The sequence below is a fragment of the Brachybacterium sp. YJGR34 genome, from assembly GCF_003347015.1.
In the GTDB taxonomy this organism is placed as follows: domain Bacteria; phylum Actinomycetota; class Actinomycetes; order Actinomycetales; family Dermabacteraceae; genus Brachybacterium.
In genome coordinates this window covers 75,078-96,856 of the sequence record NZ_PNFB01000009.1, presented here as the reverse complement: position 1 = coordinate 96,856, position 21,779 = coordinate 75,078, and the positions used below count along the sequence as shown (strand labels likewise).

Below are 21,779 nucleotides of genomic sequence, written 5' to 3'. Positions count from 1 at the left end.
GGCTCTCCTCGCACTCCTCGCTCTGCGCTGGTCCTCGACAGCGATCGGGGTCGCGGCCGTCATCGTATCGTTGCATGAAAGAACTTGCATCAGCTTGCACGTCCGCGATGCGCCGCTTACGGTTCTTCTCACCGGACACGCCTGCAACCGGCCGGTCACGGCCGCGATTCAAAGGAGAACCCCATGCAGATCCGTCGCAAGAACTTTCTCACCCTGGGCGGCCTGACCGTCGGCGCCGCCGCTCTCGCCGCCTGCGGCGGAGACGCCGAGAGCTCCACCGACGCCTCCGATGCCGCAGGAGCCGCCTCCGACGGCGGTGGCGAGGAGGGCGCGGCGCCCGAGCGCGCCGACGCGGACCTCGTGATCTGGGCCGACGAGGTCAAGGCCGGGGCGCTCGAGGGGCCCGCCGCCGCCTGGGGCGAGGCCAACGGGCTCACCGTCGCCGTGCAGACCGTGGCCGACCAGCTGCAGCCGAACTTCATCACCGCCAACGCCTCCGGCAACGGTCCGGACATGATCGTGGCCGCCCACGACTGGATCGGGAACCTGGTGCAGAACGGGTCCCTCTCCCCCGTGCAGCTGCCGCCGGGCACCGAGGAGACGATCGCTCCCATCGGCATGACGGCCGTGACCTACGACGGCCAGGTCTACGGCGTGCCCTACGCCGTGGAGACCCTCGTGCTGTACGCCAACAACGACCTCACCTCCGTCCCCGCACCGGCCACCGTCGAGGAGCTGGTCGAGGCCGGGAGGGCCGGCGGCGCCGAGAACGTGCTCTCGCTGCCGGTCGGCGAGCAGGGCGATGCGTACCACATGGAGCCCCTGTACACCTCCGGCGGCGGCTACCTCTTCGGCACCACCGCCGAGGGCGATCCCGATCCCTCCGATGTGGGCGTGGGCGGCGAGGGCTCGGTCTCCGCGGGCGAGAAGATCGGTGCGCTCGGTGCCGACGGGGTGCTCAAGACCTCGATCACGGGCGACAACGCGATCTCCCTGTTCACCGACGGCAAGGCCGCCTACCTGGTCTCCGGACCGTGGGCGCTGGCCGACATCCGCACCGCGGGCATCGACGTCACGATGAGCGCCGTGCCCGGCTTCGACGGCCTCGATCCGGCCGTTCCCTTCGCCGGGGTCAACGCCTTCTTCGTCGCCTCGCAGGGCGCGAACCCGGCCTTCGCCCAGCAGTTCGCGAGCGCCGTCGCCTCCTCCCCGGACATCGCCGAGCAGATGTTCCCGCACAACGAGCTGCCGCCGGTGAACCTCGAGCTGCAGGAGAAGCTCGCCGCCGACTACCCCGAGCTGGTGCAGATCGCCGAGCTCGCCGAGGACGCCGACCCGATGCCCGCCATCCCCGAGATGGCCGCCATCTGGCAGCCCCTGGGCCAGGCCCAGGCGAACATCGTCGGCGGCGCCGACCCGGAGCCGACCATGACGTCCGCCGGCGAGGAGATCACCGCGCAGATCGGGAGCTGAGCGCGCGCCCGGGCCCCGTCGCGGGGCCCGGGCCGCTCCTGCCCTCCTCGACCCCTCCCGTGAAAGGCGACGTCGCCATGCCCAGCTCCTCGGCGCCCGCAGCCCGCGAGCGCTCCACCTCGATCCCCGCCGTGCTCGCCCGCGTGGTGCTCCTCGGCACCGTCCTGGCCGTCACGGCCTTCACCGTGCCGATCACCATCGCGCAGCAGCAGTGGATGTGGCTGATCGTCATCCTCGGCGCCGCGGCCGGGATCTTCGTGCTCTACTCGACCCGGCGCTTCATCCCCGGCAAGTACCTGTTCCCGGGCACGGCCCTGCTGGCCGTCTTCCTGGTCACGCCGATCATCCTGACCGTCGGCTACTCCTTCACGAACTTCGGCGACGGCACCCGCGGCACCAAGCAGGAGGCCGTCGACACCATCGTCGCGAGCTCCGTGCAGCAGAGCGAGGACTCCACCTGGTACACCGCGAGCGTCGCCACCACCGGCGACGCCACCGAGGGCCCCTTCACCCTGTTCCTGGTGGATCCGGCCGACGGCACGGTGCTGCGCGGCGCGGCCGACGAGCCCCTGGAGGCCGTCGATCCCTCCGCGGTGACCGTGGCCGGCGGCGCCGTCACCGACGCCGCGGGCTACGAGATCCTCGACGCCCGCGAGGTCAACGCCGCCTACGACACGCTGCAGGAGCTCGCCGTGCCCGTGGACGACTCCTCGGCGGTGCGCCTGCAGGGACCGGACCAGGCCTTCGAGGGCACCACGGTCATCACCTACGACGCGGCCGCCGACACGCTCACCGACACCTCCACCGGCGAGGTCTACACCGTCGGCACCGTCGGCGACTCGGAGTACTTCGTGGACGCCGAGGGCGAGCGGGCCTTCAGCCAGTCCTGGCTGCAGGGCGTGGGCCTGGGCAACTACGAGCGCCTGGTCACCGACGGAAAGATCGCCCAGCAGTTCGCCGGCGCCTTCGTCTGGACCCTCGCCTTCGCGCTGGGATCGGTGGGGCTCACCTTCGTGGTCGGCTTCGCCCTGGCCCTGGTCCTCAACGATCCGCGCCTGCGCGGGCGCCGGGCGTACCGCTCGATCCTGCTGATGCCCTACGCCGTGCCCGGCTTCATCTCGCTGCTGGTGTGGTCGAACTTCTACAACCGCGACTTCGGCCTCATCAACCAGACCCTGGGGCTGGACCTGAACTGGCTCGGGGATCCCACGCTCGCGAAGGTCGCCGTGCTGCTGACGAACCTGTGGATGGGCTTCCCCTACATGTTCATCGTCTCCACCGGGGCGCTGCAGGCCATCCCCGGCGACGTCATGGAGGCCGCCCGGATCGACGGCGCGAGCCGCCTGCAGACCACCGCGAAGGTGGTCACCCCGCTGCTGCTGGTGGCCGTGGCCCCGCTGCTGGTCGCCTCCTTCGCCTTCAACTTCAACAACTTCAACGCGATCCAGCTGCTCACCGAGGGCGGGCCCTTCCTGCCGGGCGAGTACACGCGCGGCGGCACGGACATCCTCATCTCGATGATCTACCGCATCGCCTTCGGCGGCTCCGGAGCCGACTTCGGCTTCGCCTCAGCCGTGTCCGTGGTCCTGTTCGCGATCACCGGCGTGCTCGCGATGATCCAGTTCCGCTTCACGAACGTCCTCGAAGACGTCAACTGACCCGAAGGACATCATGAGCACCACCGACCTGCACCCCTCCCCCGCCGCCGCCCCGCGGCGCATGCCGCTGCGCCGCTGGATGGGCGAGATCGGCTGGCGCCACCTCGTGGGCCTGCTCGCCGTGGCCTTCGCGGCCTTCCCGATCCTGTTCGTCGTCTCCGCCTCGCTGAACCCGCTGGGGACGGTGTCCTCCTCGGGTCTGCTGCCGCGGGCGTTCAGCCTCGTGCACTACCAGGAGCTGCTCAGCGGCGCCCGCGGCCCCTTCCTGCGCTGGTACCTCAACACCGTCGTGGTCTGCACCGTGGTCGCGGGCACCCAGGTGTTCCTCTCGACCCTGGCGGCCTACGCCTTCAGCCGCTTCCGCTTCACCGGCCGGCGCGTGGGGCTGCTGGCCCTGCTGCTGGTGATGATGTTCCCGGCGTTCCTCGCCATGATCGCCGTGTACACGATGATCGCGGGCCTGGGCGACATCGTGCCGATCCTGGGTCTGGACTCCCTGCCGGGCTACATCGTGGTGCTGCTGGGCGGCTCGCTGGGCCAGGTGTGGCTGATCAAGGGCTTCTTCGACACCGTGCCCAAGGAGCTGGACGAGGCAGGGATCATCGACGGCTGCACCCACTGGCAGGTCTTCACCAGGATCCTGCTGCCCACGCTCACACCGATCCTCGCCACCACCGCCCTGCTGGCGCTGGTGGGCGTGCTCAGCGAGTTCCTGCTGGGCTCGATCTTCCTCACCTCGAACGACACCAAGACCCTCGCCGTGGGCCTGTACGGGCTGCTCAGCGGCGACCGGTCGAACAACCTCGGCGTCTTCGCCGCGGGCTCTGTGATGATCATGATCCCGGTGATCGTGCTGTACCAGTTCCTGCAGCGCTTCATCATCGGCGGCTCCACCTCCGGGGCGGTGAAGGGATGACGGCGCCCCGCCCCACGCCCGCTCCGGATCACACGGCCGTCCCCCTGCTCGAGCAGCCCCACCACGACGGCGGGCCGGTCCATGTGACGCCCTCGGCGACGGTCCCCCTCGGCGAGCGCGTGCGCCTGCGGGTGCATGTGCCGGCCGCCTATCCCGCCCGCACGGTGGCGCTGCGCGCGGTCGTCGACGGCGAGATCCTCACCCGGACCCTCGAGGTCGAGGAGCCCGGCGGAGAGGCCGATGACGACCGCGGGCGCTGGCTCACCACGACCCTCGCCGCGGACTCCCCCGTCGTGCCCTACCGCTTCTGCGTGCTCGCCGCGCCGGGCGCCCGCACGGCCTCGGGCGCCCAGGCGCCCGCCTACGCGTGGCTGACGGCGGCGGGCCTGGTGCCCTGGGACGTCGCCGACGCCACGGACTTCCGCCTCGTCGCGCACGAGCCGGCGCCGGACTGGGTGGCCGACGCGATCGTCTACCAGGTCTTCCCGGATCGCTTCGCCCGCTCCGCCGCCGCCGCGACGGACCCGGACGGACGGCCGACGGGCCCCGGCGGCGCCGCCCTGCCCGACTGGGCGATCCCCATGGCCTGGGACGAGGAGCCGGCGGTGCACGGCGAGCTCACGGGCCGGCAGCACTACGGCGGTGATCTCGACGGCGTCATCGAGCACCTCGACCACATCGCCTCCCTCGGCGCGGACACCGTGTACCTCACCCCCGTGTTCCCGGCGGGCTCCGTGCACCGCTACGACGCCTCGACCTTCGAGCGGGTCGACCCGCTGCTGGGCGGGGACGAGGCGCTCGTGCGGCTCTCCCGCGCGCTGCACGCGCGCGGCATGCGCCTGCTGCTGGACCTCACCACGAACCACACCGGGGACGGCCACGAGTGGTTCCGCGCCGCCCGCGCCGATGCCGGCGGCGAGGAGGCGGGCTTCTACCTGTTCGAGGACGGCCCGGACGGCACCGGGGGTCATCCCGACTCCTACGTCAGCTGGCTCGACGTCCCCTCCCTGCCCAAGCTCGACCACCGCGACGAGACGCTGCGCTCCCGCCTGCTGCGCGGGGCGGACAGCGTGGTGGGCCGGTACCTCGCCGAGCCGTTCGCCGCCGACGGCTGGCGCATCGACGTGGCGAACATGACCGGCCGCCACGGCGCGACGGACCTCGCCCACCGCGTGGCCCGCGATCTGCGCGCCACCCAGCGGGAGGTCGCCCGGCGCACGGGACGCGGGACCTGGCTGCTGGCCGAGCACGGCCACGACGCCAGCGGCGACCTGGCCGGCGACGGCTGGCACGGGACCATGAACTACTCCGGCTTCACCCGCCCGCTGTGGGCCTGGCTCGCCGCGGAGGAGACGGACCTGAACTGGCTGGGCCTGCCGCTGACGATCCCGCGCCTGGACGGCGGGGCGATCTGGCGGACGCTGCGCGACTACAACGCCCAGCTGCCCTGGCCGGCCCGGCTCCACTCCCAGAACCAGCTGGCCAGCCACGACACCCCGCGCACCCGCACGGTGGTGGGCAGCCGGGAGCGGCAGCTGGTGGCGATCGCGGCGCTCGCGACGCTGCCGGGGGTGCCCACGGTGTTCGCGGGCGACGAGCTGGGCGCCGAGGGGACCACCGGGGAGCACTCCCGCACCCCGATGCCCTGGGCGGCGCTCGATCCCGCGCGCGCCGAGCCCGCCGGCCCCGTCGACCGCGAGGTCCTCGCCCGGACCCGGGCCCTGCTGGGGCTGCGCCGCGCGGAGGTCTCGCTGCGCCGCGGCGGGCTGCGCTGGCTGCACGTGGGGCCCGAGGCGATCACCTTCGCGCGCACCCACCCCGCCGGGGATACCGTGGTGCACCTCGCGCGGGCCGCCCACGAGGAGATCTCCCTGGATCTCGCCGTCCCCGGTCTCGACGCCCCCGGCGTGCGGCACCTCCGGCATCGCGTCGGCCCCCTCGCCGCGCACCGCACCGGCACCGCCCTGACCCTCCGGGCCGACGGCCCCGGCGCCGTCGTCCTGACCTCGACCCCTCCCCCGGAAGGATCCGCATGACCCCGACCGACCAGCAGCACGAGCAGTGGTGGCGCGACGCCGTCGTCTACCAGGTCTACCCCCGCTCCTTCGCCGACGCGGACGGCGACGGCATGGGCGACCTGCCCGGTATCACCCGGCGCCTGGAGCACCTGCGCGACCTGGGCGTGGACGCCCTGTGGCTCTCGCCCTTCTACACCTCGCCGCAGAAGGACGCCGGCTACGACGTGGCCGACTACACCGACGTCGACCCGCGCTTCGGCTCCCTCGCCGACGCCGACGCGCTCATCACCCGCTCCCACGAGCTGGGGCTCAAGGTGATCGTGGACATCGTCCCCAACCATTCCTCCGATCAGCACGTGCTCTTCCAGCGGGCCCTGGCCGCCGGTCCCGGCTCCCCCGAGCGCGAGCTGTACGTCTTCCGCGACGGCCGCGGCGAGGACGGCGAGCTGCCGCCGAACAACTGGACCTCGATCTTCCACGGCCCCGCCTGGACCCGTGTCACCGAGCCCGACGGCACGCCCGGCCAGTGGTACCTGCACATCTTCGACACCTCCCAGCCGGACTGGAACTGGGACCACGAGGACGTCCACGCCCTGTTCCGCGACGTGCTGCGCTTCTGGCTGGACCGCGGGGCCGACGGCTTCCGGGTCGACGTCGCCCACGGCATGGTCAAGCCCGAGGGGCTGCCGGATGCGGAGACCAACGCCGAGGGCCTGATCGACATCCCCGAGGGCGAGCTGCCGCCGTACTTCGACAACGACGGGGTGCTGGAGATCTACCGCGAGTGGCGGCCGATCCTCGACGCCTACGAGGGCGAGCGCATGATGGTGCTCGAGGCGTGGATCCCCGAGCACCGGGTGCCGCGCTACATCGGTCCGGCGGAGGCCCATCAGTCCTTCAACTTCGGCTTCCTCCAGGCCCGCTGGGGCGTGGAGACCCTGCGGAAGGCGATCGAGGAGCCCCTGGCCCTCGCGGACGCCGTGGGCGCGCCCACCACCTGGGTGCTCTCGAACCACGACGTCATCCGCCACGCCTCCCGCTACGGCTTCGACGCCGACTACCGCTTCGGGGAGGGCCTGCGCCGCGACGAGGTGCCCGATGCTCAGCAGGGCCTGCGCCGCGCCCGGGCCGCGAGCCTGCTGATGCTGGCCCTGCCCGGCTCCGCCTACCTGTACCAGGGCGAGGAGCTGGGCCTGCCGGAGGTGCGGGAGATCCCCGACGCGCTGCGCGAGGACCCCTCCCATCATCGCGCCGGGGTGCCCGGCCGCGACGGCTGCCGGGTGCCGATCCCCTGGGAGCAGCACGCGCCCGCCTACGGCTTCTCCCCGTCCGGCGCGTCCTGGCTGCCGCAGCCGGAGGAGTTCGGTCCGCTGTCCGTCGACGCGCAGGACGGGGTGCCCGGCTCCACCCTCGAGATGTACCGGGCGGGCCTCCGCCTGCGCCGCGAGTTCGAACTGGGTCGCTCCGCGGCGCCCGTCGAGTTCCCGGGCGATGCGCCCGCGGGCGTGCTCGCCGTGCGCCGCGGAGAGCTCACCGTGCTGGTCACCACCGGAGCGGAGGACGTCACGCTGCCCGCGGACAGCGCGTACGAGGGGGCCGAGGCGCTGCTGTCCTCGGTCGCGGGGACGGCGGCGGTCGCTCCCGGTGCGCCTGCCACGGTGCTGCCCGCACAGAGCACCCTCTGGCTGCGCAGCGCCTGAGAGCGTGACCTGGGCCGCGCCGCCGTGTGGCGGTGCGGCTCGGGACGCTCCGATCGCTAGGATCGGCCCATGCGATCGCGCTCCACGCCGGTCGACCCCGGATTCGACGTCGTCGTGCTCGGGGCCGGCCTGAACTCCCTGAACCTCACCATCGCGTTCCATCAGCAGTACGGGATGCGCTGCACCACCGTGGTGAGGGTCCCGGTGGCGATGAACGAGCACACCGCGACCTCGGACCTGCTGGTCCTGGGCGCCGAGTCGAGCGACGAGGAGATGCGCGACGCGCTCGTGGACCTCGCCGCGCGCCGCCCGGCGGGTCGCCCCGCCCTGCTGCTGACCAATGCGGACTCGCTGATCGCCTTCATCGACCGCTTCCGCGACGATCTCGAGCCCCACTACCTGCTCGCCCAGGTCGACGGCGCCCTGCTCGCCCGCCTGGCGGACAAGGCGGAGTTCGCCGAGATCTGCGAGGAGCTGGACATCGCCACGGTGCCCACCGTGATCGTCGACTTCTCCCGCGCCGAGGAGCCGGACTGGAACGGCGCCGCGGAGCTGCCCTGGTCCTACCCGGTGGTGGGCAAGGCCGCCAACACCGCCGAGTACCACCACGTCGACTTCCCCGGGAAGAAGAAGGTGTTCTTCCTCGAGACGCCCGCGCAGCAGCAGGCGCTGGTGGCGGACCTGCGCGCCGCCGGCTTCACCGGCCGCTTCCTCTTCCAGGAGCTGATCGAGGGGGACGACACCGCCCAGCGCTCGATCACGGCCTACCGCAGCAGCCGCGGGCGGGTCACCCTGCTGTGCGCCGCCCAGGTGCTGCTGGGCGAGCACACCCCCGACGCCCTGGGCCGCCCGGCGGCGATGGTGGTGGGCGAGCACCCCACCCTCACCGCCGCGGCCGAGAGGTTCCTCGACGCGGTGGACTACGTGGGCTTCGCGAACTTCGACGTCAAGGTCGACCCGCGCACCGGGCGCGAGTGCTTCTTCGAGATCAATCCGCGCATCGGCCGCAACAACTACTACGTCACCGCCGCGGGGGAGCCCGTGGCGCGCCACGTGGTCGAGGACCGGGTCCACGGGCGCGATCTCGACCAGGTGGTCGTGACCTCGCCGGTGCTCTACACGATCCTGCCGCTGCGCCTGGTGCTGCGCTATGTGCGCGATCCCGCCCTGCACGAGCGCGTGCGCCGCGTGGCGCGCCGCGGGCTGCGCAACCCCTTCCGGTACCGTCCCGAGGGTCTGTGGATGAGGGCCTACTCGCTGGTCTCCGGACTGAACTTCGTGCGCAAGTACCGCGCCGTCTACCCCCGCCCCACCGACACCGGATTCTGATCCCCGGAAGGACCCTGCCCGATGCCCGACACCCCGCCGCACCCCTACGCCGCCGCGCCGACCGATGAGGTCGACCTGGTGCTGCTGGGCGGTGACATCGGCATCTACGCGCTGGCCCGCGCCTTCCACGAGAAGTACGGGACGATCTCGACGGTCGTGACCCGCAAGGTCGCCGGCCCCGTCGCGGACTCCTCGATCCTGCGCACCGTCGAGCTCGGGCCGGCGGCGAGCGAGGAGGAGATGATCCGCGCGCTGCTGACGGTGGGCGCGGAGAAGGCCTCGCGCCCGGGCGCCGTCCGGCCGGTGCTGCTGGCCAACGCCGACTTCCTCGTCGCGCTGCTCGCCGAGCACCGCGAGGAGCTGGGAGCGTACTTCCACCTGCCGCTGCTGGGCGACGAGGTGCTGCGCGACGTGGCGGACAAGGCGACCTTCTCGCAGACCTGCACCGCGATCGGCGTGCCCACCCCCCGCACCGTGGTGCTCGACTTCGCGCACGGCACCGCCCCGGCCGTGCCCGAGCTGGACCTGGGCTGGCCCCTGGTCGCCAAGGCCTCCCGCTCCTCCGCCTACAACGCGGTCTCCTTCCCCGGCAAGCGGAAGGTCTTCGAGATCGCCGACCGCGCCCAGCTGACGGACCTCGTGGGACGCCTCACCGCGGCCGGCTACCGAGACCGCTTCGTGCTCCAGGAGATGATCCCCGGGGACGACACCGCGATGCTCTCGGTGACCGCCTACGTCGACTCCCGCGGCACCGTGACCCTGCTGGGCGGCGCGCAGGTCCTGCTCGAGGAGCACACGCCGGGCGCGCTGGGGAACCCCGCGGCCATGTTCACCACCGATCTGCCCGAGGTGTTCGACCAGTCCGTGCGCTTCCTCGAGCACACCGGGTACCGCGGCTACGCGAACTTCGACGTGAAGATCGACCCGCGCGACGGCGTGGCGAAGTTCTTCGAGGTCAATCCCCGCATCGGCCGGAACAACTACTACATGACCGCAGCCGGGGCGAACGTCGCCGAGCCGGTGGTGGCGGACCTCGTCGAGGAGCGCGAGCTCCCCCGCGCGGTCCCGCGCCAGGAGATCCTCTACTCGATCGTCCCCTGGCGCCTCCTGCGGCGTTACATCATCGACCCGGACCTGCGCGCCCGCGTGCGCGAGATCGGCAGGCGGCGCACGGTGCATCCGCTGAGCTACGAGGTCGAGGGTTGGCGGCGCCGCCTCTACGTGCTCGCCGCCACCGCGAACCAGATCAAGAAGTTCCTCCAGCACTATCCCCGCCCGTCGGCCGACGGATTCTGAGCCGGCGCCCCCACGGCGCCGCGCCGCCTCCTAGGGTGAAGTCATGAGCGAGACCGCCTTCACCCTGACCTCCTCCGCGACGCCCGACGGCTCCGTGGTGGCGCCCCAGCAGCTGGTCGAGAGCCTCGGCGGGGAGAACCTCTCCCCCGACCTGCGCTGGTCCGGCGCCCCCGCCGGCACCGAGTCCTTCGCGGTGACCTGCTTCGATCCCGATGCGCCGACGGGCTCGGGCTTCTGGCACTGGATCGCCTGGGACCTGCCGGCCACGGCCACCTCGCTGCCGCTGGGCGTGGCCCGGGACGAGACGTCGATGGTCCAGGCCGTCAACGACTTCGGGCGTCCGGGCTACGACGGCCCCGAGCCGCCGGCGGGTCCTCCGCACCGCTACATCTTCACCGTGCACGCCCTGCCCGTGCCGAGCCTCGGCCTCGAGGCGGGGGTGCCCCACATCCAGGCCCGCTTCCAGATCTTCTCCTCCCAGCTCGCCTCCGCCTCGTTCACCGCCCATTACCAGGTGACGAGCTGAAACACTAGGGGGAAATTCTCCGAGACGGGTCGGGCGTGCCCCGTACCGCAGGTCGCAGGGCGGTCGTAGGCTCGAAACATGATCGCGAGGACTTCCCGCAGCGGGCGGACGCCGGAGGAATCAGACTCCGGTCTGACCTCTCTCGTCCCCTCGACGGATGCCACGGCCCGGCCGACGTGCGAGGGTCGAGGGGTGAACGTGATCAGGATGCGACCCGCCGAGCGGCCCGCCGACGACCAGCAGCGCCCCCTGCGCGTGCTCATCACCACCGACTGGTGGGAGCCCGTGGTCAACGGGGTGGTCGCGAGCGTGCAGACCCTGCGCCGCGAGCTCCTCGCGCTGGGCTGCGACGTCCGCGTGCTCACCCTCTCCCAGGGGATCCGCGCCCGCAACGAGCCCGGGGTGTACCGGATCGGCTCGGTCTCCGCCGCGGTGGTCTACGACCGCGCCCGCATCGGCATGCCCGCGAGCCGCCACGTGCTGCGCGACATCCTGCGCTGGCGACCCGACGTCATCCACTCCCAGGCCGAGTTCTCCACCTACGTCTGGGCCCGGCGCATCGCGAAGACCCTCTCGGTCCCGCTGGTGCACACGTACCACACCATCTACGAGGACTACACGCACTACTACTCCCCCAGCCGCACCGTCGGCCGCAAGGTCGTCGGCTCCTTCTCCCGCCGCGTGCTGGCCGGGACGGACGCCGTCATCGTGCCCACCGCGAAGGTGGCGCGCCTGCTGCGGGGGTACGGGGTGCGCCGCCCGGTGCACGTGGTCCCCACGGGTCTGGACCTGCAGCGCTTCCGCCCCGCCGAGACCGCCGCGGAGCGGGACGACGTCCTCGCGCTGCGCGAGAGCCTGGGCATCGGGGCGGACCAGAAGGTGCTGCTGTCGGTGAGCCGGCTGGCCAAGGAGAAGAACCTCGAGGAGGTGCTCGAGATGCTCGCGGCCTCCCCCCGGCAGGATCTGGTGCTCGTGCTCGTCGGCGACGGGCCGTACCGGGACGAGCTCGAGGACCGCGCCGCCACGCTCGGCGTCACCGACCGCGTCCGCTTCACGGGACAGGTGGATCCCGCCGAGGTGCCGCGCTGGTATCGCGCGGGCGACGTCTTCGTCAGCGCCTCCCTCAGCGAGACCCAGGGCCTGACCTTCATCGAGGCCCTCGCCTGCGGCCTGCCCCTGCTGTGCCACCGTGACCCCTCGCTCGCGAGCGTCGTGCTCGAGGGGCGCACCGGGTGGCAGTACGAGGAGACCGCGCAGTTCTCCGCGCACCTGGACGAGCTGCTGGACGATCCCGCGCGGCGGGCGCGGATGTCCGCCGCCGCGCTCGAGCACGCCCGGGCCACCTGCGGGGCGCAGGAGTTCGGCCGCGCCGTGCTCGAGGTGTACCAGCAGGCGCGCCGGCGCCGCACCGCGCGCCTCAGCGCCCCGCAGGCGGCGGCGGCATGAGCACCAGCACCGGCTCCCTCCCCGTCCTGACCGCCCCGAGCCTGCCGGCCCGCCCGTCGGCCCCGGGACTGCGCGCCGCGCTGACGCCGACGGCGCCGGCCCCGGCCCTGCGCCCCGCCCGCCCGCGCCGCGACCCCGTGCGCCTCGCCGTCCGCCTCGCCCCGCTGCTGGGGCTCGCGCTGAGCATCGGCCTGGTCTGGGCGGGGCTGCAGACCGGAGTGCTGCAGTCCCTGGACAATCTGCAGGCCTTCATCGGCTCGCTCGGGCACTGGGGGCCGATCGCCTTCGTCGTGGTCTCGATCGCCTCGGTGGTGGTCCCGGTGGTGCCCGGCGGCCTGCTGGTCATCGCCGGGCCGGTGCTGTTCGGCGCGGTCGAGGGCACGATCCTGAACTACCTGGGCGTGTGCGCGGGCTCCCTGCTGAACTTCCTCATCGCCCGGCACGTGGGCCTGGACCTCATCGAGCGCCTCTTCGGGACCAAGAGCATCGAGAAGGTCCTGGGGTGGACCCGCGGCCGCCACTTCACCCGCGCCTTCGCCACCGCGATCGCCCTGCCCGTCGCTCCGGACGACCTGCTGTGCTACCTCGCCGGCACCACCCGCATGCGGTGGCGGACGTACGTCGCGATCATCCTGCTGGCCAAGCCCTGGGCCCTGATCGCGTACGGGCTGGGCGTCAGCGCCCTGCTGCTGCGCTTCCTGCCCTGGTGAGAGGAGGACAGCCGTGCTCATGAGATCCCGCGCCGCCCGCCGCCCCCGGCAGGCCCCGGCAGCTGACGCACCCCTGCGGGTGCTCATGCCCCGCGGACTCGCCCGCATCGCCGGCGAGTCCGGGATCGGTGCCGCCATCCGCCACCAGCGCTCCGCGGTCCGCTCCCTCGGGCACGAGGTGGTCACCAACCCGCTGCGACCCTTCGACGTCGTCCACCTCAACACCCCCTTCCCGGACACGCCGCTGCTGGCGCGCTTCGCGCATCTGCGGCGGCGGCCGGTGCTGATGTGGGCGCACTCCACGGAGGACGACTTCCGCGACTCCTTCACCGGCTCCAACCGGCTCGCGCCGCTGTTCCGCCGCTGGATCGCGCACCTCTACCGCCTGGGCGATGCGGTGGTCACGCCCAGCAGCTACTCCAAGGCGCTGATCTCCGCGCCGAAGTACGCCATCACCGCCCCGATCCACGTTCTCTCCAACGGCGTGGACACCGGCTACTTCCGCCCGGACCCCTCGGCGCGGCAGCGGCTGCGGGACTCCCTGGGCCTCGCGCCGGACGCGCAGGTGGTGGTCAGCGTGGGGATGCAGACCGTGCGCAAGGGCCTGCTGGACTGGGTGGAGGTGGCCCGGCAGATGCCCGAGGTCACCTTCGTCTGGTTCGGCCACACCGATGAGCGGCTGATGACCGCCGCGGTGGTGCGGGCGCTGGACGGCGCCCCCTCCAATGCGCTGTTCCCGGGCTACGTGCAGCCCGAGCAGCTGCGTGAGGCCTACTGCGGCGCCGACGCCTTCTGCTTCCTCACCCAGGAGGAGACCGAGGGGATCGTGCTGTGGGAGGCGCTGGCCTGCGGCGTGCCCGCGCTGGTGCGCGGCATCCCCCTGTACCGCGACGCGATGCCGGACGGCGTGCTCACCCACCAGGTGGCGCCGGACCATCCGCGCTTCGCCCAGGAGGTCGCCCGCACGCTCACGGCGCTGCTCGCCGGGGAGCTGGAGGACCTCACCGAGGCAGGGCGCCGCGCCGCCGAGGAGGTGGACCTCAGCCGGGTGGCGCTGATGCTGCAGGAGATCTACGACGAGACCGGGGTCCGCGCGCACGCGGCCGCGGCACCGGTCAGGGGCGGCGCGTAGGCCGCCAGACCACCATCGCGCTGCCGCTGCCGGTGGTGCGGCGCCGCGGGCGCTCCCCGCGGCGCAGGGCGCTGATCTCGCCGTCGCGATCGGCGGCGAACACGCGGCGCTGCGCGGGGGTCATCGTCCCGAGGTTCTCGCGGACGGCGTCGAGCTGCTCGTGCAGCGCGCTCACCTGGTCCTGCAGCTCGAGGATCCGCTTGATCCCGGCGAGGTTGATGCCCTGCTCCTGGGAGAGGGCCTGGATCTCGCGCAGGCGCTCGATGTCGCGCGTGCTGTAGCGGCGCCCCCGGCCGCGCGTGCGGCGGGGGCTGACCAGTCCCAGCCGGTCGTACTGCCGGAGGGTCTGGGGGTGCATCCCGGACAGCTCCGCCGCCACGGAGATCACGAAGACGGGGGCGCGGTCGTCGAGGCCGTGCGAGCTCACCATGATGCTCCTTCCGGGTGGGAGGGACGGGGTGGGCGGCCGACGGGCCGGTCCGCGGACCCGCCCGTCGGCGCCGGAGTCAGCGGGCGGCGGCCTCGGCGAGGCCGGAGCGCGGGTCCTCCCCCGCGAGGGCGTCGCGGAGGTCCTCCAGCGCCTTCTTCGCCGCGCCCTCGAGGTGCGTGGGCACCGCGACCTCGACGGTGACCAGGAGATCGCCGGTGGCCTTCTTCGTCGTGATCCCCTTGCCGCGCACGCGGAGGGTGCGGCCCGAGGGGGTGCCCGGCGGGATCTTCACCGAGACGGTGCCGCCGTCCAGCAGGGGGACCGCCACGGTGGTGCCGAGCACGGCCTCGTCGAAGGAGACCGGGACGGTGATCCGCAAGGTGGTGCCGTCCGCGCTCCAGACCGGGTGCTGCTCCACGTCGAGCGTGAGCAGGAGATCGCCGGCCGGCGCGCCGCCGGGACCGGGCCGCCCCTTGCCGCGCAGGCGGATCTTCTGCCCGTCGTGCACCCCCGCGGGGATGCGGGCGGTGATCGATCGGCCCTCCACGGTGAGCGTGAGCTCGCAGCCCTGGGCCGCATCGCGGAAGGAGACACGGGTGCGGGCGGTGAGGTCCGCGCCCTTGGCCGGTGCGCCGCCGCCCTGGAAGCCCGCCGGGCCGCCGGCGCCCGCGAAGCCGCCGCCCTGGCCGCCGAACATGCGCAGCAGGTCCTCGATGTCGGGATTCGCCCCGGCGCCCGCGCCGGGCGGGGGACCGCTGAAGCCGCCGGTGGCACCGCCGCCGAACATCGAGGAGAAGATGTCGTCGAAGCCGGCACCGCCGGGGCCGCCCTGGCCGGCGGAGAAGCGGGCGCCGCCCGAGCCCATGGCCCGGATCGCGTCGTACTGCTGGCGCTGCTCGTCGTCGTTGAGGACGGAGTAGGCCTCGCCGATCTCCTTGAACCTCTCCTCGGCCGCGGGGTCATCGGGGTGACGGTCGGGGTGGTGCTTCTTGGCCTGCGTGCGGTAGGCCTTCTTGATCTCCTGCGCGCTCGCGTCCTTGGAGACGCCGAGGACCGCGTAGAAGTCCTTGTCGAGCCAGTCCTGTCCGGACATGTGCCTCTCCTTCCGGGAGCGTCAGGGACGTCGTGGGGTCATGGGGTGGTGTGGTTCGTGGCGATGCGGGGCGGGGCGGACCGGCCGAGGCCGACCGCCCCGCCCCGCATCACGGGCGGTCCGGCTCAGGCGGGTCCGCGGGTGCCGACGCGTGCGGGCCGCAGCACGCGCTCGCCCAGGGAGTAGCCGGGCTGGATGACCATCGAGATCGTGGCGACCTCGACGTCGTCGGCGTCCTCGTGCATGAGGGCCTCGTGGAGGGTGGGATCGAACTCCTCCCCCACCGCGCCGAAGCGCGTCAGCCCGTGCTGTCCGAGGGTCTCCTCGAGCTTCTGCGCGATCGCGTGGAACGGGGTGCCCTCGGCGATGTCGCCGTGCTGGCGGCCCAGCTCCACGTCGTCGAGCACGCCGAGGAGAGAGGTCAGGACGCGGCCCACGGCGGCCTCCTTGCCCTGCTCCGCCGCGGCCTCGATGCGCCGACGCGAGTTGACGTACTCGGCCTGGTCGCGCTTGAGCTGCTCGGTGAGCTGGGTGACCTGGCCCTCGAGCTCGGCGACCCGTCCGGCATCGGCCGGGAGGGACTGCTCGTCCCCCGCCTGCTCGGACTGCGCGGCCTGCTCGAAGAGCGAGGCGGCCTCGGCGTCGATCGGGTCCACCGGCGCCTGCTCCTCGGCGGGGGTGTCCCCGGAGGGACGGACGGTGCCGTCCTCCGGGTTCACCTTGCGCTTGTCGGTGAAGGAGAACGTCGGCTCACCCTCGGGGCGCTGTGCGTCGTCGGGGGTGCCCTGGTTCTCGGTCATCACTTCTTCTCCTCGTCCTCGTCCACGATCTCGGCGTCGACCACGTCGTCATCGTCCGACGACGCCTGCTCGCCGCCCTCGGGGGCGCCCTCGGGGGCCTCCTGGGCCTGCGAGTAGATGGCGGTGCCGACGGCCTGGAGCGCCTCGTTGAGCGCATCGCGCTTGGCCTCGAGGTCCTCGGTGGAGGTGTCCTCGGCGGCCAGGGCGTCCTTGGCCTCCTTGATCGCGTCCTCGGACTTGGTCCTGTCCGCGTCCTCGATCTTGTCCGCGTTGTCCTTGAGCAGCTTCTCGCCCTGGTAGACGAGCTGCTCGAGGGTGTTGCGGGCATCGGCGTTCTTGCGACGCTCCTCGTCCTCGGCCGCGTGGGCCTCGGCGTCCTTGACCATGCGGTCGATGTCCTCGTCGGACAGGGCGGAGCCGCCGGTGATCTGGATGGACTGCTCGTTGCCGGTGCCGCGGTCCTTCGCGGTCACGTGCACGATGCCGTTGGAGTCGATGTCGAAGGTGACCTCGACCTGCGGCATGCCGCGGGGCGCCGGGGCGATGCCGGTCAGCTCGAAGGTGCCGAGCAGCTTGTTGTCACGGGTGAACTGGCGCTCGCCCTGGAAGACCTGGATGGCGACCGAGGGCTGGTTGTCCTCGGCGGTGGAGAACACCTCGGAGGTCTTGGTCGGGATGGCCGCGTTGCGCTCGATGAGCTTGGTCATCACGCCGCCCTTGGTCTCGATGCCGAGGCTGAGCGGGGTGACGTCCATGAGCAGGACGTCCTTGCGCTCGCCCTTGATGACGGCGGCCTGCAGCGCGGCGCCCACGGCGACGACCTCATCGGGGTTGACGCTCTTGTTGGGCTCCTTGCCGCCGGTCAGCGAGGTCACGACCTCGGAGACGGCCGGCATGCGGGTCGAGCCGCCCACCAGCACCACGTGGTCGATCTCGGAGATGGAGATGCCCGCGTCCTTGATGACCTGGTGGAAGGGCGCCTTGGTGCGCTCGAGCAGATCGCTGGTCATGTCCTCGAACTGAGCCCGGGAGAGCTTCTCGTCCAGGTGCAGCGGACCGTTCTCGGTCATGGAGAGGTACTGCAGGGAGATGTTGGTGGAGGTCGAGGAGCTCAGCTCCTTCTTGGCCTGCTCGGCGGCCTCCTTGAGGCGCTGCAGGGCGATGCGGTCCTTGCCCAGGTCCACACCCTCCTTGTTCTTCACCTGCGAGATCAGCCAGTCGACGACCTTCTGGTCCCAGTCGTCGCCGCCCAGGCGGTTGTCGCCGGCGGTGGCCTGGACCTGGATGGTGGAGCCCTCCTCGTCCTTGCTCACCTCGAGCAGGGAGACGTCGAAGGTGCCGCCGCCGAGGTCGAAGACCAGGATCTGCTCGTCGTCCTTGCCCTTCTCGAGGCCGTAGGCGAGGGCCGCGGCGGTGGGCTCGTTGATGATGCGCAGGACGTTGAGGCCGGCGATGGTGCCGGCGTCCTTGGTGGCCTGGCGCTCGGAGTCGCTGAAGTACGCGGGGACGGTGATCACGGCGTCGGTGACCGCCTCGCCCAGGTAGGACTCGGCGTCCTTCTTGAGCTTGCCGAGCACGCGCGCGGAGATCTCCTGCGCGGTGTACTTCTTCTCGTCGATCTCGGTGCTCCAGTCGGTGCCCATGTGGCGCTTGACGGAGGTGATGGTGCGGTCGACGTTCGTGACGGCCTGGCGCTTGGCGACCTCGCCGACCAGCACCTCGCCCTGCTTGGAGAAGGCGACGACCGAGGGCGTGGTGCGCGCGCCCTCCGCGTTGGCGATCACCGCGGGCTGACCGCCCTCGAGGACGGCGACGGCGGAGTTGGTGGTACCGAGGTCGATTCCGACGACACGGGACATGGGGGCCTGCCTTTCTGCGGCGGTGCGCCGCACGGGTTCGTGCCTGCCGCGGGCGAGGGCCGGAGGGACCGGCTCCCCGCCGTGCGGCGCCGACGGCCGCGGGGCCGACGGCACAACATGAGCTGTACGGACTCAAGTAGAGGACCCTGCCCGATCGTTGTCAATCTGCGGAGCACCAAACTTGAGTACACCTGACTCAACTACGGCGGATGTGGGTTCATTCCCGCACATCAGCGGTGTGGCGAGGGGCACATCCGGGGTGCGTCGCACGGCCACGGATGTCGCCGGTCAGTCCAGCGCGCTGAGGCGCAGGGGTGAACCACCGTCGACATAGAGGTGCCCGCCCGGTCGCAGCGCCGCGCGGATCCGTGCCCGCGCTGCGATCCCGGCCCGGGGGTGGCGTCCGTCGAGCGCACCGACGCGGATCCCGAACGCGAGGTCGAACCGCTCCTCGCCGACGGCGAGCGCGAAGTCCTCGGCGGCGACGTGCCGAACGCTGAGGAGGCCGGCCGACATCTCGCTCCGGGCGTTGCGCTCGATGAGCTCGACGCCCTTCGCGGAGCGGTCGATCACGAGGATGTGACCGTTCGGGGCGATCCGCTCGCAGACGGCACGAGCGGCGGCACCCGGAGCGCCGCCGATCTCCAGGACGCGCAGGCCCGGCTCGAGCGGGAGCGCCGCGACGATCTCCGCCAGACGAGGTGACAGCGTGCTCACGAGTTGCTCGACCTCCACCCTCGAGAAGTCCTCAGCGATGATCTCCTCACGATGATCCGGCGTGACGAGGGGTGTCGGCAAGGTGGCGGTGCCGGCCGTCGGCGCGGATACCTTGCTGCTGTGGCACCAGAGCAGCCGAACCCCGCCGCACTGCACGAGCACGACCCCGCCTGGTCGCACCAGGCCCAGCACCGCCTCGAGGAGATCCGCGAGCGACTGGCAGATCTTCCCGGTGCTGCCGACGCCCGCTACGACCACATCGGCTCCACCTCCGTGCCCGGCCTCGCCGCCAAGCCGTTCATCGATCTCCAGATCCGCATCCTTCCGCTGCCGACGGACGAGGCCGTGGCCGAACGGCTCGGACCGATCGGCTACCGGCGAGCGCGCGGAGCACGTCCGGACTCCCCGGGCGTGCACCGGGACATCCCCCGCGGATCGGAGATCGTCGACGACGCCGTCTGGGAGAAAGCGATCTTCGTGCATCGATCCGGTCGCGTCATCCTGCACGTGCGCCGCTCGGACTCGCCGTGGGGGCGGTACACCGTGTGGTTCCGGGACTGGCTGCGAGCCCATCCCGACCAGCGCGACCGGTACGAGGCGATGAAACGGCATCTCAGCCAGGAGAATGCGGGCAAGGCGGACTTCGACGACTACACCCGTGCGAAGACGGCGTTCTTCGACGAGGTCCAGGAGGAGTTCGAGCTCTGGGCGCGCATCCACCGCGCCGCCGCGGACTGAGCAGGGGCCCCACCGTCGGCGCCCCGGGCACCAGGTCGAACCCGCCTGACGTCCGGCCCGGACGTCGAACAGCCCCATAGGCTCCTCTCGTGCCCTCCCTCGTCACCCCGGCCATCGCACCGGGTTCCCTGGCCGCCTGGAAGCAGCCCGTCCTCGTCCGGGAGCACGTCACTCTGCGCCCATGGGCCACCGACGACGTCCCGGCCCTGGTCGCGGCCTACGGCGAGCCCGACATCCAGCAGTGGCATGCCCGCTCCATGACGCCCGCGGAGGCGGAGGCCTGGGTCGCGGAGGCGAACGCGGCATGGCGTGCGGAGACGACGGCGAGCTGGGCCGTCGAGGTGGCCGACGAGCTGGCAGGTCGCATCACGCTCCGGCTGGACCTGCCCGAGGGCTGCGCCGACGCGGCGTACTGGACACGCGCCGCGCATCGAGGTCACGGGGTCGCGAGCAGTGCGCTCCTCGCGACTGCCGAGTGGGCCGCTTCGGCCGGCTTCCGCCGCATCCAGCTCGAGCACTCGACGCGCAATCCCGCGTCCTGCCGCGTCGCCGAGCGCACCGGCTTCACCGCCGAGGGTACGCGCCGCGACGGCGCCCTGCACGCTGACGGGTGGCACGACATGCACGGGCACGCGCGCATCACCGGGGCCCCTCCGCCCGCGCCCCTGTGTCGGTAGGACCCGACTCCCGCGCCTGAGCGACCGTCGCCGGCCAGCGCTCCCTCCGCCAGGCGGCCCAGCTCCCGTATCCCGGCGGCGGCGCATCGATCGCAGCGCCGCCGCCTAGCTCGTCCGGTGTCGGGGCGGTGAAGAGCGCCTCCCACTCACCGAGCTCCTCGTCGGAGATCGGCCAGGTGGTGTGCGGCTGCTCGGCCTGGCGACGGTCCAGCCTCCGGCGCTGCTCGGCGCGGTCGAGGGCGAGGTGGCGCAGGTCGACGTCGGCCCCGAGATCGGCGGCCGCCTGCCGGAGGGCGGAGCGCTCCTCGCGGCTCCAGAGCCCGAAGTCGAGGACGACATCCGTGCCGAGCGCCAGGGCGCGCAGCCCGATCTCGATGAGCCTCCCCTCGATCACATCGGAGGCCTCCTCAGGGTTCTCGTGTCCGTAGAGCGCCTTGATCCACTCGTCCTTCGTCAGGCGCAGCGCACCCTCCTGCTGCTCGATGCGGCGGGCCAGCGTCGTCTTGCCGGTTCCCGGCAGCCCGACGGTCAGGAACAGCGTCGGCATCCGTGTCCTCCTCGTCTGCGATCGTCGTGAGGCTGATCGTGCCACCCGGCGTCTCCGACTGCTGCGCGCCCCGGGCTCGACGAGGGGACCGGGCGGGCCGTGCGCTGCGGAGGAGGGCGACGCCTCGTTCCACGGTGAAGGGGGTCTCGGCGTTCGCTTATTCGCGCATACGCAAATTAGTGAACGCCGGCCCGGACAGTCCCGGACGCTGACGCGGCCCCCACGACTCACCGCTCGAGACATCACCCGGGCCCGAGTACCGTGAACCACCAGCCCCCCCCGAACGAAGGAGCACCATGGACGGCCGCGCCCTGCAGGACATCGCCCGCGCCCGGGCCGAGGAGCTGCCGGCGGCGGCGATCACCCACCCCTTCGGTCCCGAGTACGACGTCGCCAAGGTGCTCGGCAAGATGTTCCTGCTGCTGACCGACGTGCCCGGCGAGCCCGTCGTGGTGATCAAGGCCGATCCGAGGGACTCCGAGGTGCTGCGCGCGGCGCACCGGGACATCACGCCCGGCTATCACATGAACAAGCGGCACTGGATCACGCTGCATCCGGGCGGGGAGCTCGACGAGACGTTCGTGCGCGAGCTGGTGACCGACTCGTACCTGCTGGTGGTCGAGGGCCTGCCCCGCGCGCAGCGGCCCGTGGATCCCGCGGCCTTCCTCGCCGCGGAGGAGCCGGACCCGAACGCGTGATCGCCCGCTCTCGTCA

Annotated in this window: 20 protein-coding genes; 14 read left to right on the top strand and 6 right to left on the bottom strand. The window is 72.2% G+C overall.

The genetic code is table 11. The annotated features are described in order from the left end of the window. Nucleotides 1-183 precede the first annotated feature (183 nt). The 11 genes from CXH06_RS10050 to CXH06_RS10000 all read left to right on the top strand — a co-directional run bounded on the left by CXH06_RS10050 (nt 184) and on the right by CXH06_RS10000 (nt 14,204). Nucleotides 184-1,473: an extracellular solute-binding protein gene (locus CXH06_RS10050; RefSeq protein WP_114855045.1), complete on the top strand. Its 1,290-nt coding sequence runs from the start codon at nt 184-186 to the stop codon at nt 1,471-1,473. A gap of 77 nt (nt 1,474-1,550) precedes the next feature. Further along, nucleotides 1,551-3,131, top strand: a complete 1,581-nt coding sequence (locus CXH06_RS10045; RefSeq protein ID WP_114855044.1) for an ABC transporter permease subunit — start codon at nt 1,551-1,553, stop codon at nt 3,129-3,131. Nucleotides 3,132-3,144: 13 nt separating this feature from the next. Beyond that, nucleotides 3,145-4,047, top strand: coding sequence for a sugar ABC transporter permease (locus tag CXH06_RS10040; protein WP_114855043.1), 903 nt, complete (start codon nt 3,145-3,147; stop codon nt 4,045-4,047). Continuing rightward, on the top strand, nt 4,044-6,083 hold the full coding sequence (locus CXH06_RS10035) for a glycoside hydrolase family 13 protein (RefSeq protein ID WP_114855042.1): 2,040 nt from the start codon (nt 4,044-4,046) through the stop codon (nt 6,081-6,083). Before CXH06_RS10040 ends, CXH06_RS10035 begins: the two co-directional genes overlap by 4 nt. Continuing rightward, a complete protein-coding gene (locus CXH06_RS10030; protein ID WP_114855041.1) occupies nt 6,080-7,765 on the top strand; it encodes a glycoside hydrolase family 13 protein in 1,686 nt (561 codons plus the stop codon). The genes CXH06_RS10035 and CXH06_RS10030 overlap by 4 nt, the downstream gene beginning before the upstream one ends. 69 nt (nt 7,766-7,834) lie before the next feature. Beyond that, nucleotides 7,835-9,094, top strand: a complete 1,260-nt coding sequence (locus CXH06_RS10025) for a carboxylate--amine ligase (protein WP_114855040.1) — start codon at nt 7,835-7,837, stop codon at nt 9,092-9,094. Nucleotides 9,095-9,115: 21 nt separating this feature from the next. Further along, nucleotides 9,116-10,390 (top strand): carboxylate--amine ligase, encoded by a 1,275-nt coding sequence (locus CXH06_RS10020; RefSeq protein ID WP_114855039.1) that lies wholly within the window; start codon nt 9,116-9,118, stop codon nt 10,388-10,390. A 43-nt stretch (nt 10,391-10,433) separates the two neighbouring features. After that, complete coding sequence (locus CXH06_RS10015) at nt 10,434-10,916, top strand: YbhB/YbcL family Raf kinase inhibitor-like protein (RefSeq protein ID WP_114855038.1); 483 nt, start codon at nt 10,434-10,436, stop codon at nt 10,914-10,916. A 207-nt stretch (nt 10,917-11,123) separates the two neighbouring features. Beyond that, nucleotides 11,124-12,362, top strand: coding sequence for a glycosyltransferase family 4 protein (locus tag CXH06_RS10010; protein ID WP_114855076.1), 1,239 nt, complete (start codon nt 11,124-11,126; stop codon nt 12,360-12,362). Next, nucleotides 12,359-13,072 (top strand): TVP38/TMEM64 family protein, encoded by a 714-nt coding sequence (locus CXH06_RS10005; RefSeq protein WP_114855037.1) that lies wholly within the window; start codon nt 12,359-12,361, stop codon nt 13,070-13,072. Before CXH06_RS10010 ends, CXH06_RS10005 begins: the two co-directional genes overlap by 4 nt. Nucleotides 13,073-13,091: 19 nt before the next feature. Next, a complete protein-coding gene (locus CXH06_RS10000; protein WP_157975692.1) occupies nt 13,092-14,204 on the top strand; it encodes a glycosyltransferase in 1,113 nt (370 codons plus the stop codon). On the opposite strand, the gene CXH06_RS09995 is transcribed toward CXH06_RS10000, so the two are convergent. The 5 genes from CXH06_RS09995 to CXH06_RS09975 all read right to left on the bottom strand — a co-directional run bounded on the left by CXH06_RS09995 (nt 14,188) and on the right by CXH06_RS09975 (nt 19,103). Further along, on the bottom strand, nt 14,188-14,634 hold the full coding sequence (locus CXH06_RS09995) for a heat shock protein transcriptional repressor HspR (protein WP_114855035.1): 447 nt from the start codon (nt 14,632-14,634) through the stop codon (nt 14,188-14,190). The two genes, CXH06_RS10000 and CXH06_RS09995, sit on opposite strands and share 17 nt — an antisense overlap. Nucleotides 14,635-14,710: 76 nt before the next feature. Next, nucleotides 14,711-15,727 (bottom strand): DnaJ C-terminal domain-containing protein, encoded by a 1,017-nt coding sequence (locus CXH06_RS09990; RefSeq protein ID WP_114855034.1) that lies wholly within the window; start codon nt 15,725-15,727, stop codon nt 14,711-14,713. A gap of 125 nt (nt 15,728-15,852) precedes the next feature. Continuing rightward, nucleotides 15,853-16,527 (bottom strand): nucleotide exchange factor GrpE, encoded by a 675-nt coding sequence (locus tag CXH06_RS09985; RefSeq protein ID WP_114855033.1) that lies wholly within the window; start codon nt 16,525-16,527, stop codon nt 15,853-15,855. After that, on the bottom strand, nt 16,527-18,386 hold the full coding sequence (gene dnaK / locus CXH06_RS09980; protein WP_114855032.1) for a molecular chaperone DnaK: 1,860 nt from the start codon (nt 18,384-18,386) through the stop codon (nt 16,527-16,529). The genes CXH06_RS09985 and dnaK overlap by 1 nt, the downstream gene beginning before the upstream one ends. A 288-nt stretch (nt 18,387-18,674) precedes the next feature. Beyond that, complete coding sequence (locus CXH06_RS09975; RefSeq protein ID WP_114855075.1) at nt 18,675-19,103, bottom strand: methyltransferase domain-containing protein; 429 nt, start codon at nt 19,101-19,103, stop codon at nt 18,675-18,677. A 120-nt stretch (nt 19,104-19,223) separates the two neighbouring features. Between CXH06_RS09975 and CXH06_RS09970 the strand changes: the two genes are divergently transcribed. Both CXH06_RS09970 and CXH06_RS09965 read left to right on the top strand, forming a co-directional pair. After that, nucleotides 19,224-19,841, top strand: coding sequence for a GrpB family protein (locus CXH06_RS09970; protein ID WP_232820299.1), 618 nt, complete (start codon nt 19,224-19,226; stop codon nt 19,839-19,841). 89 nt (nt 19,842-19,930) lie between these two features. Beyond that, nucleotides 19,931-20,518, top strand: coding sequence for a GNAT family N-acetyltransferase (locus tag CXH06_RS09965; protein WP_114855030.1), 588 nt, complete (start codon nt 19,931-19,933; stop codon nt 20,516-20,518). Here CXH06_RS09965 and CXH06_RS09960 read toward each other — a convergent pair. Further along, nucleotides 20,481-21,308: an ATP-binding protein gene (locus CXH06_RS09960; RefSeq protein ID WP_114855029.1), complete on the bottom strand. Its 828-nt coding sequence runs from the start codon at nt 21,306-21,308 to the stop codon at nt 20,481-20,483. The genes CXH06_RS09965 and CXH06_RS09960 overlap by 38 nt on opposite strands. A 53-nt stretch (nt 21,309-21,361) precedes the next feature. On the opposite strand from CXH06_RS09960, the gene CXH06_RS09955 reads away from it, so the two are divergent. Beyond that, a complete protein-coding gene (locus CXH06_RS09955) occupies nt 21,362-21,763 on the top strand; it encodes an MmcQ/YjbR family DNA-binding protein (RefSeq protein ID WP_114855028.1) in 402 nt (133 codons plus the stop codon). The last annotated feature ends 16 nt before the right edge of the window (nt 21,764-21,779 follow it).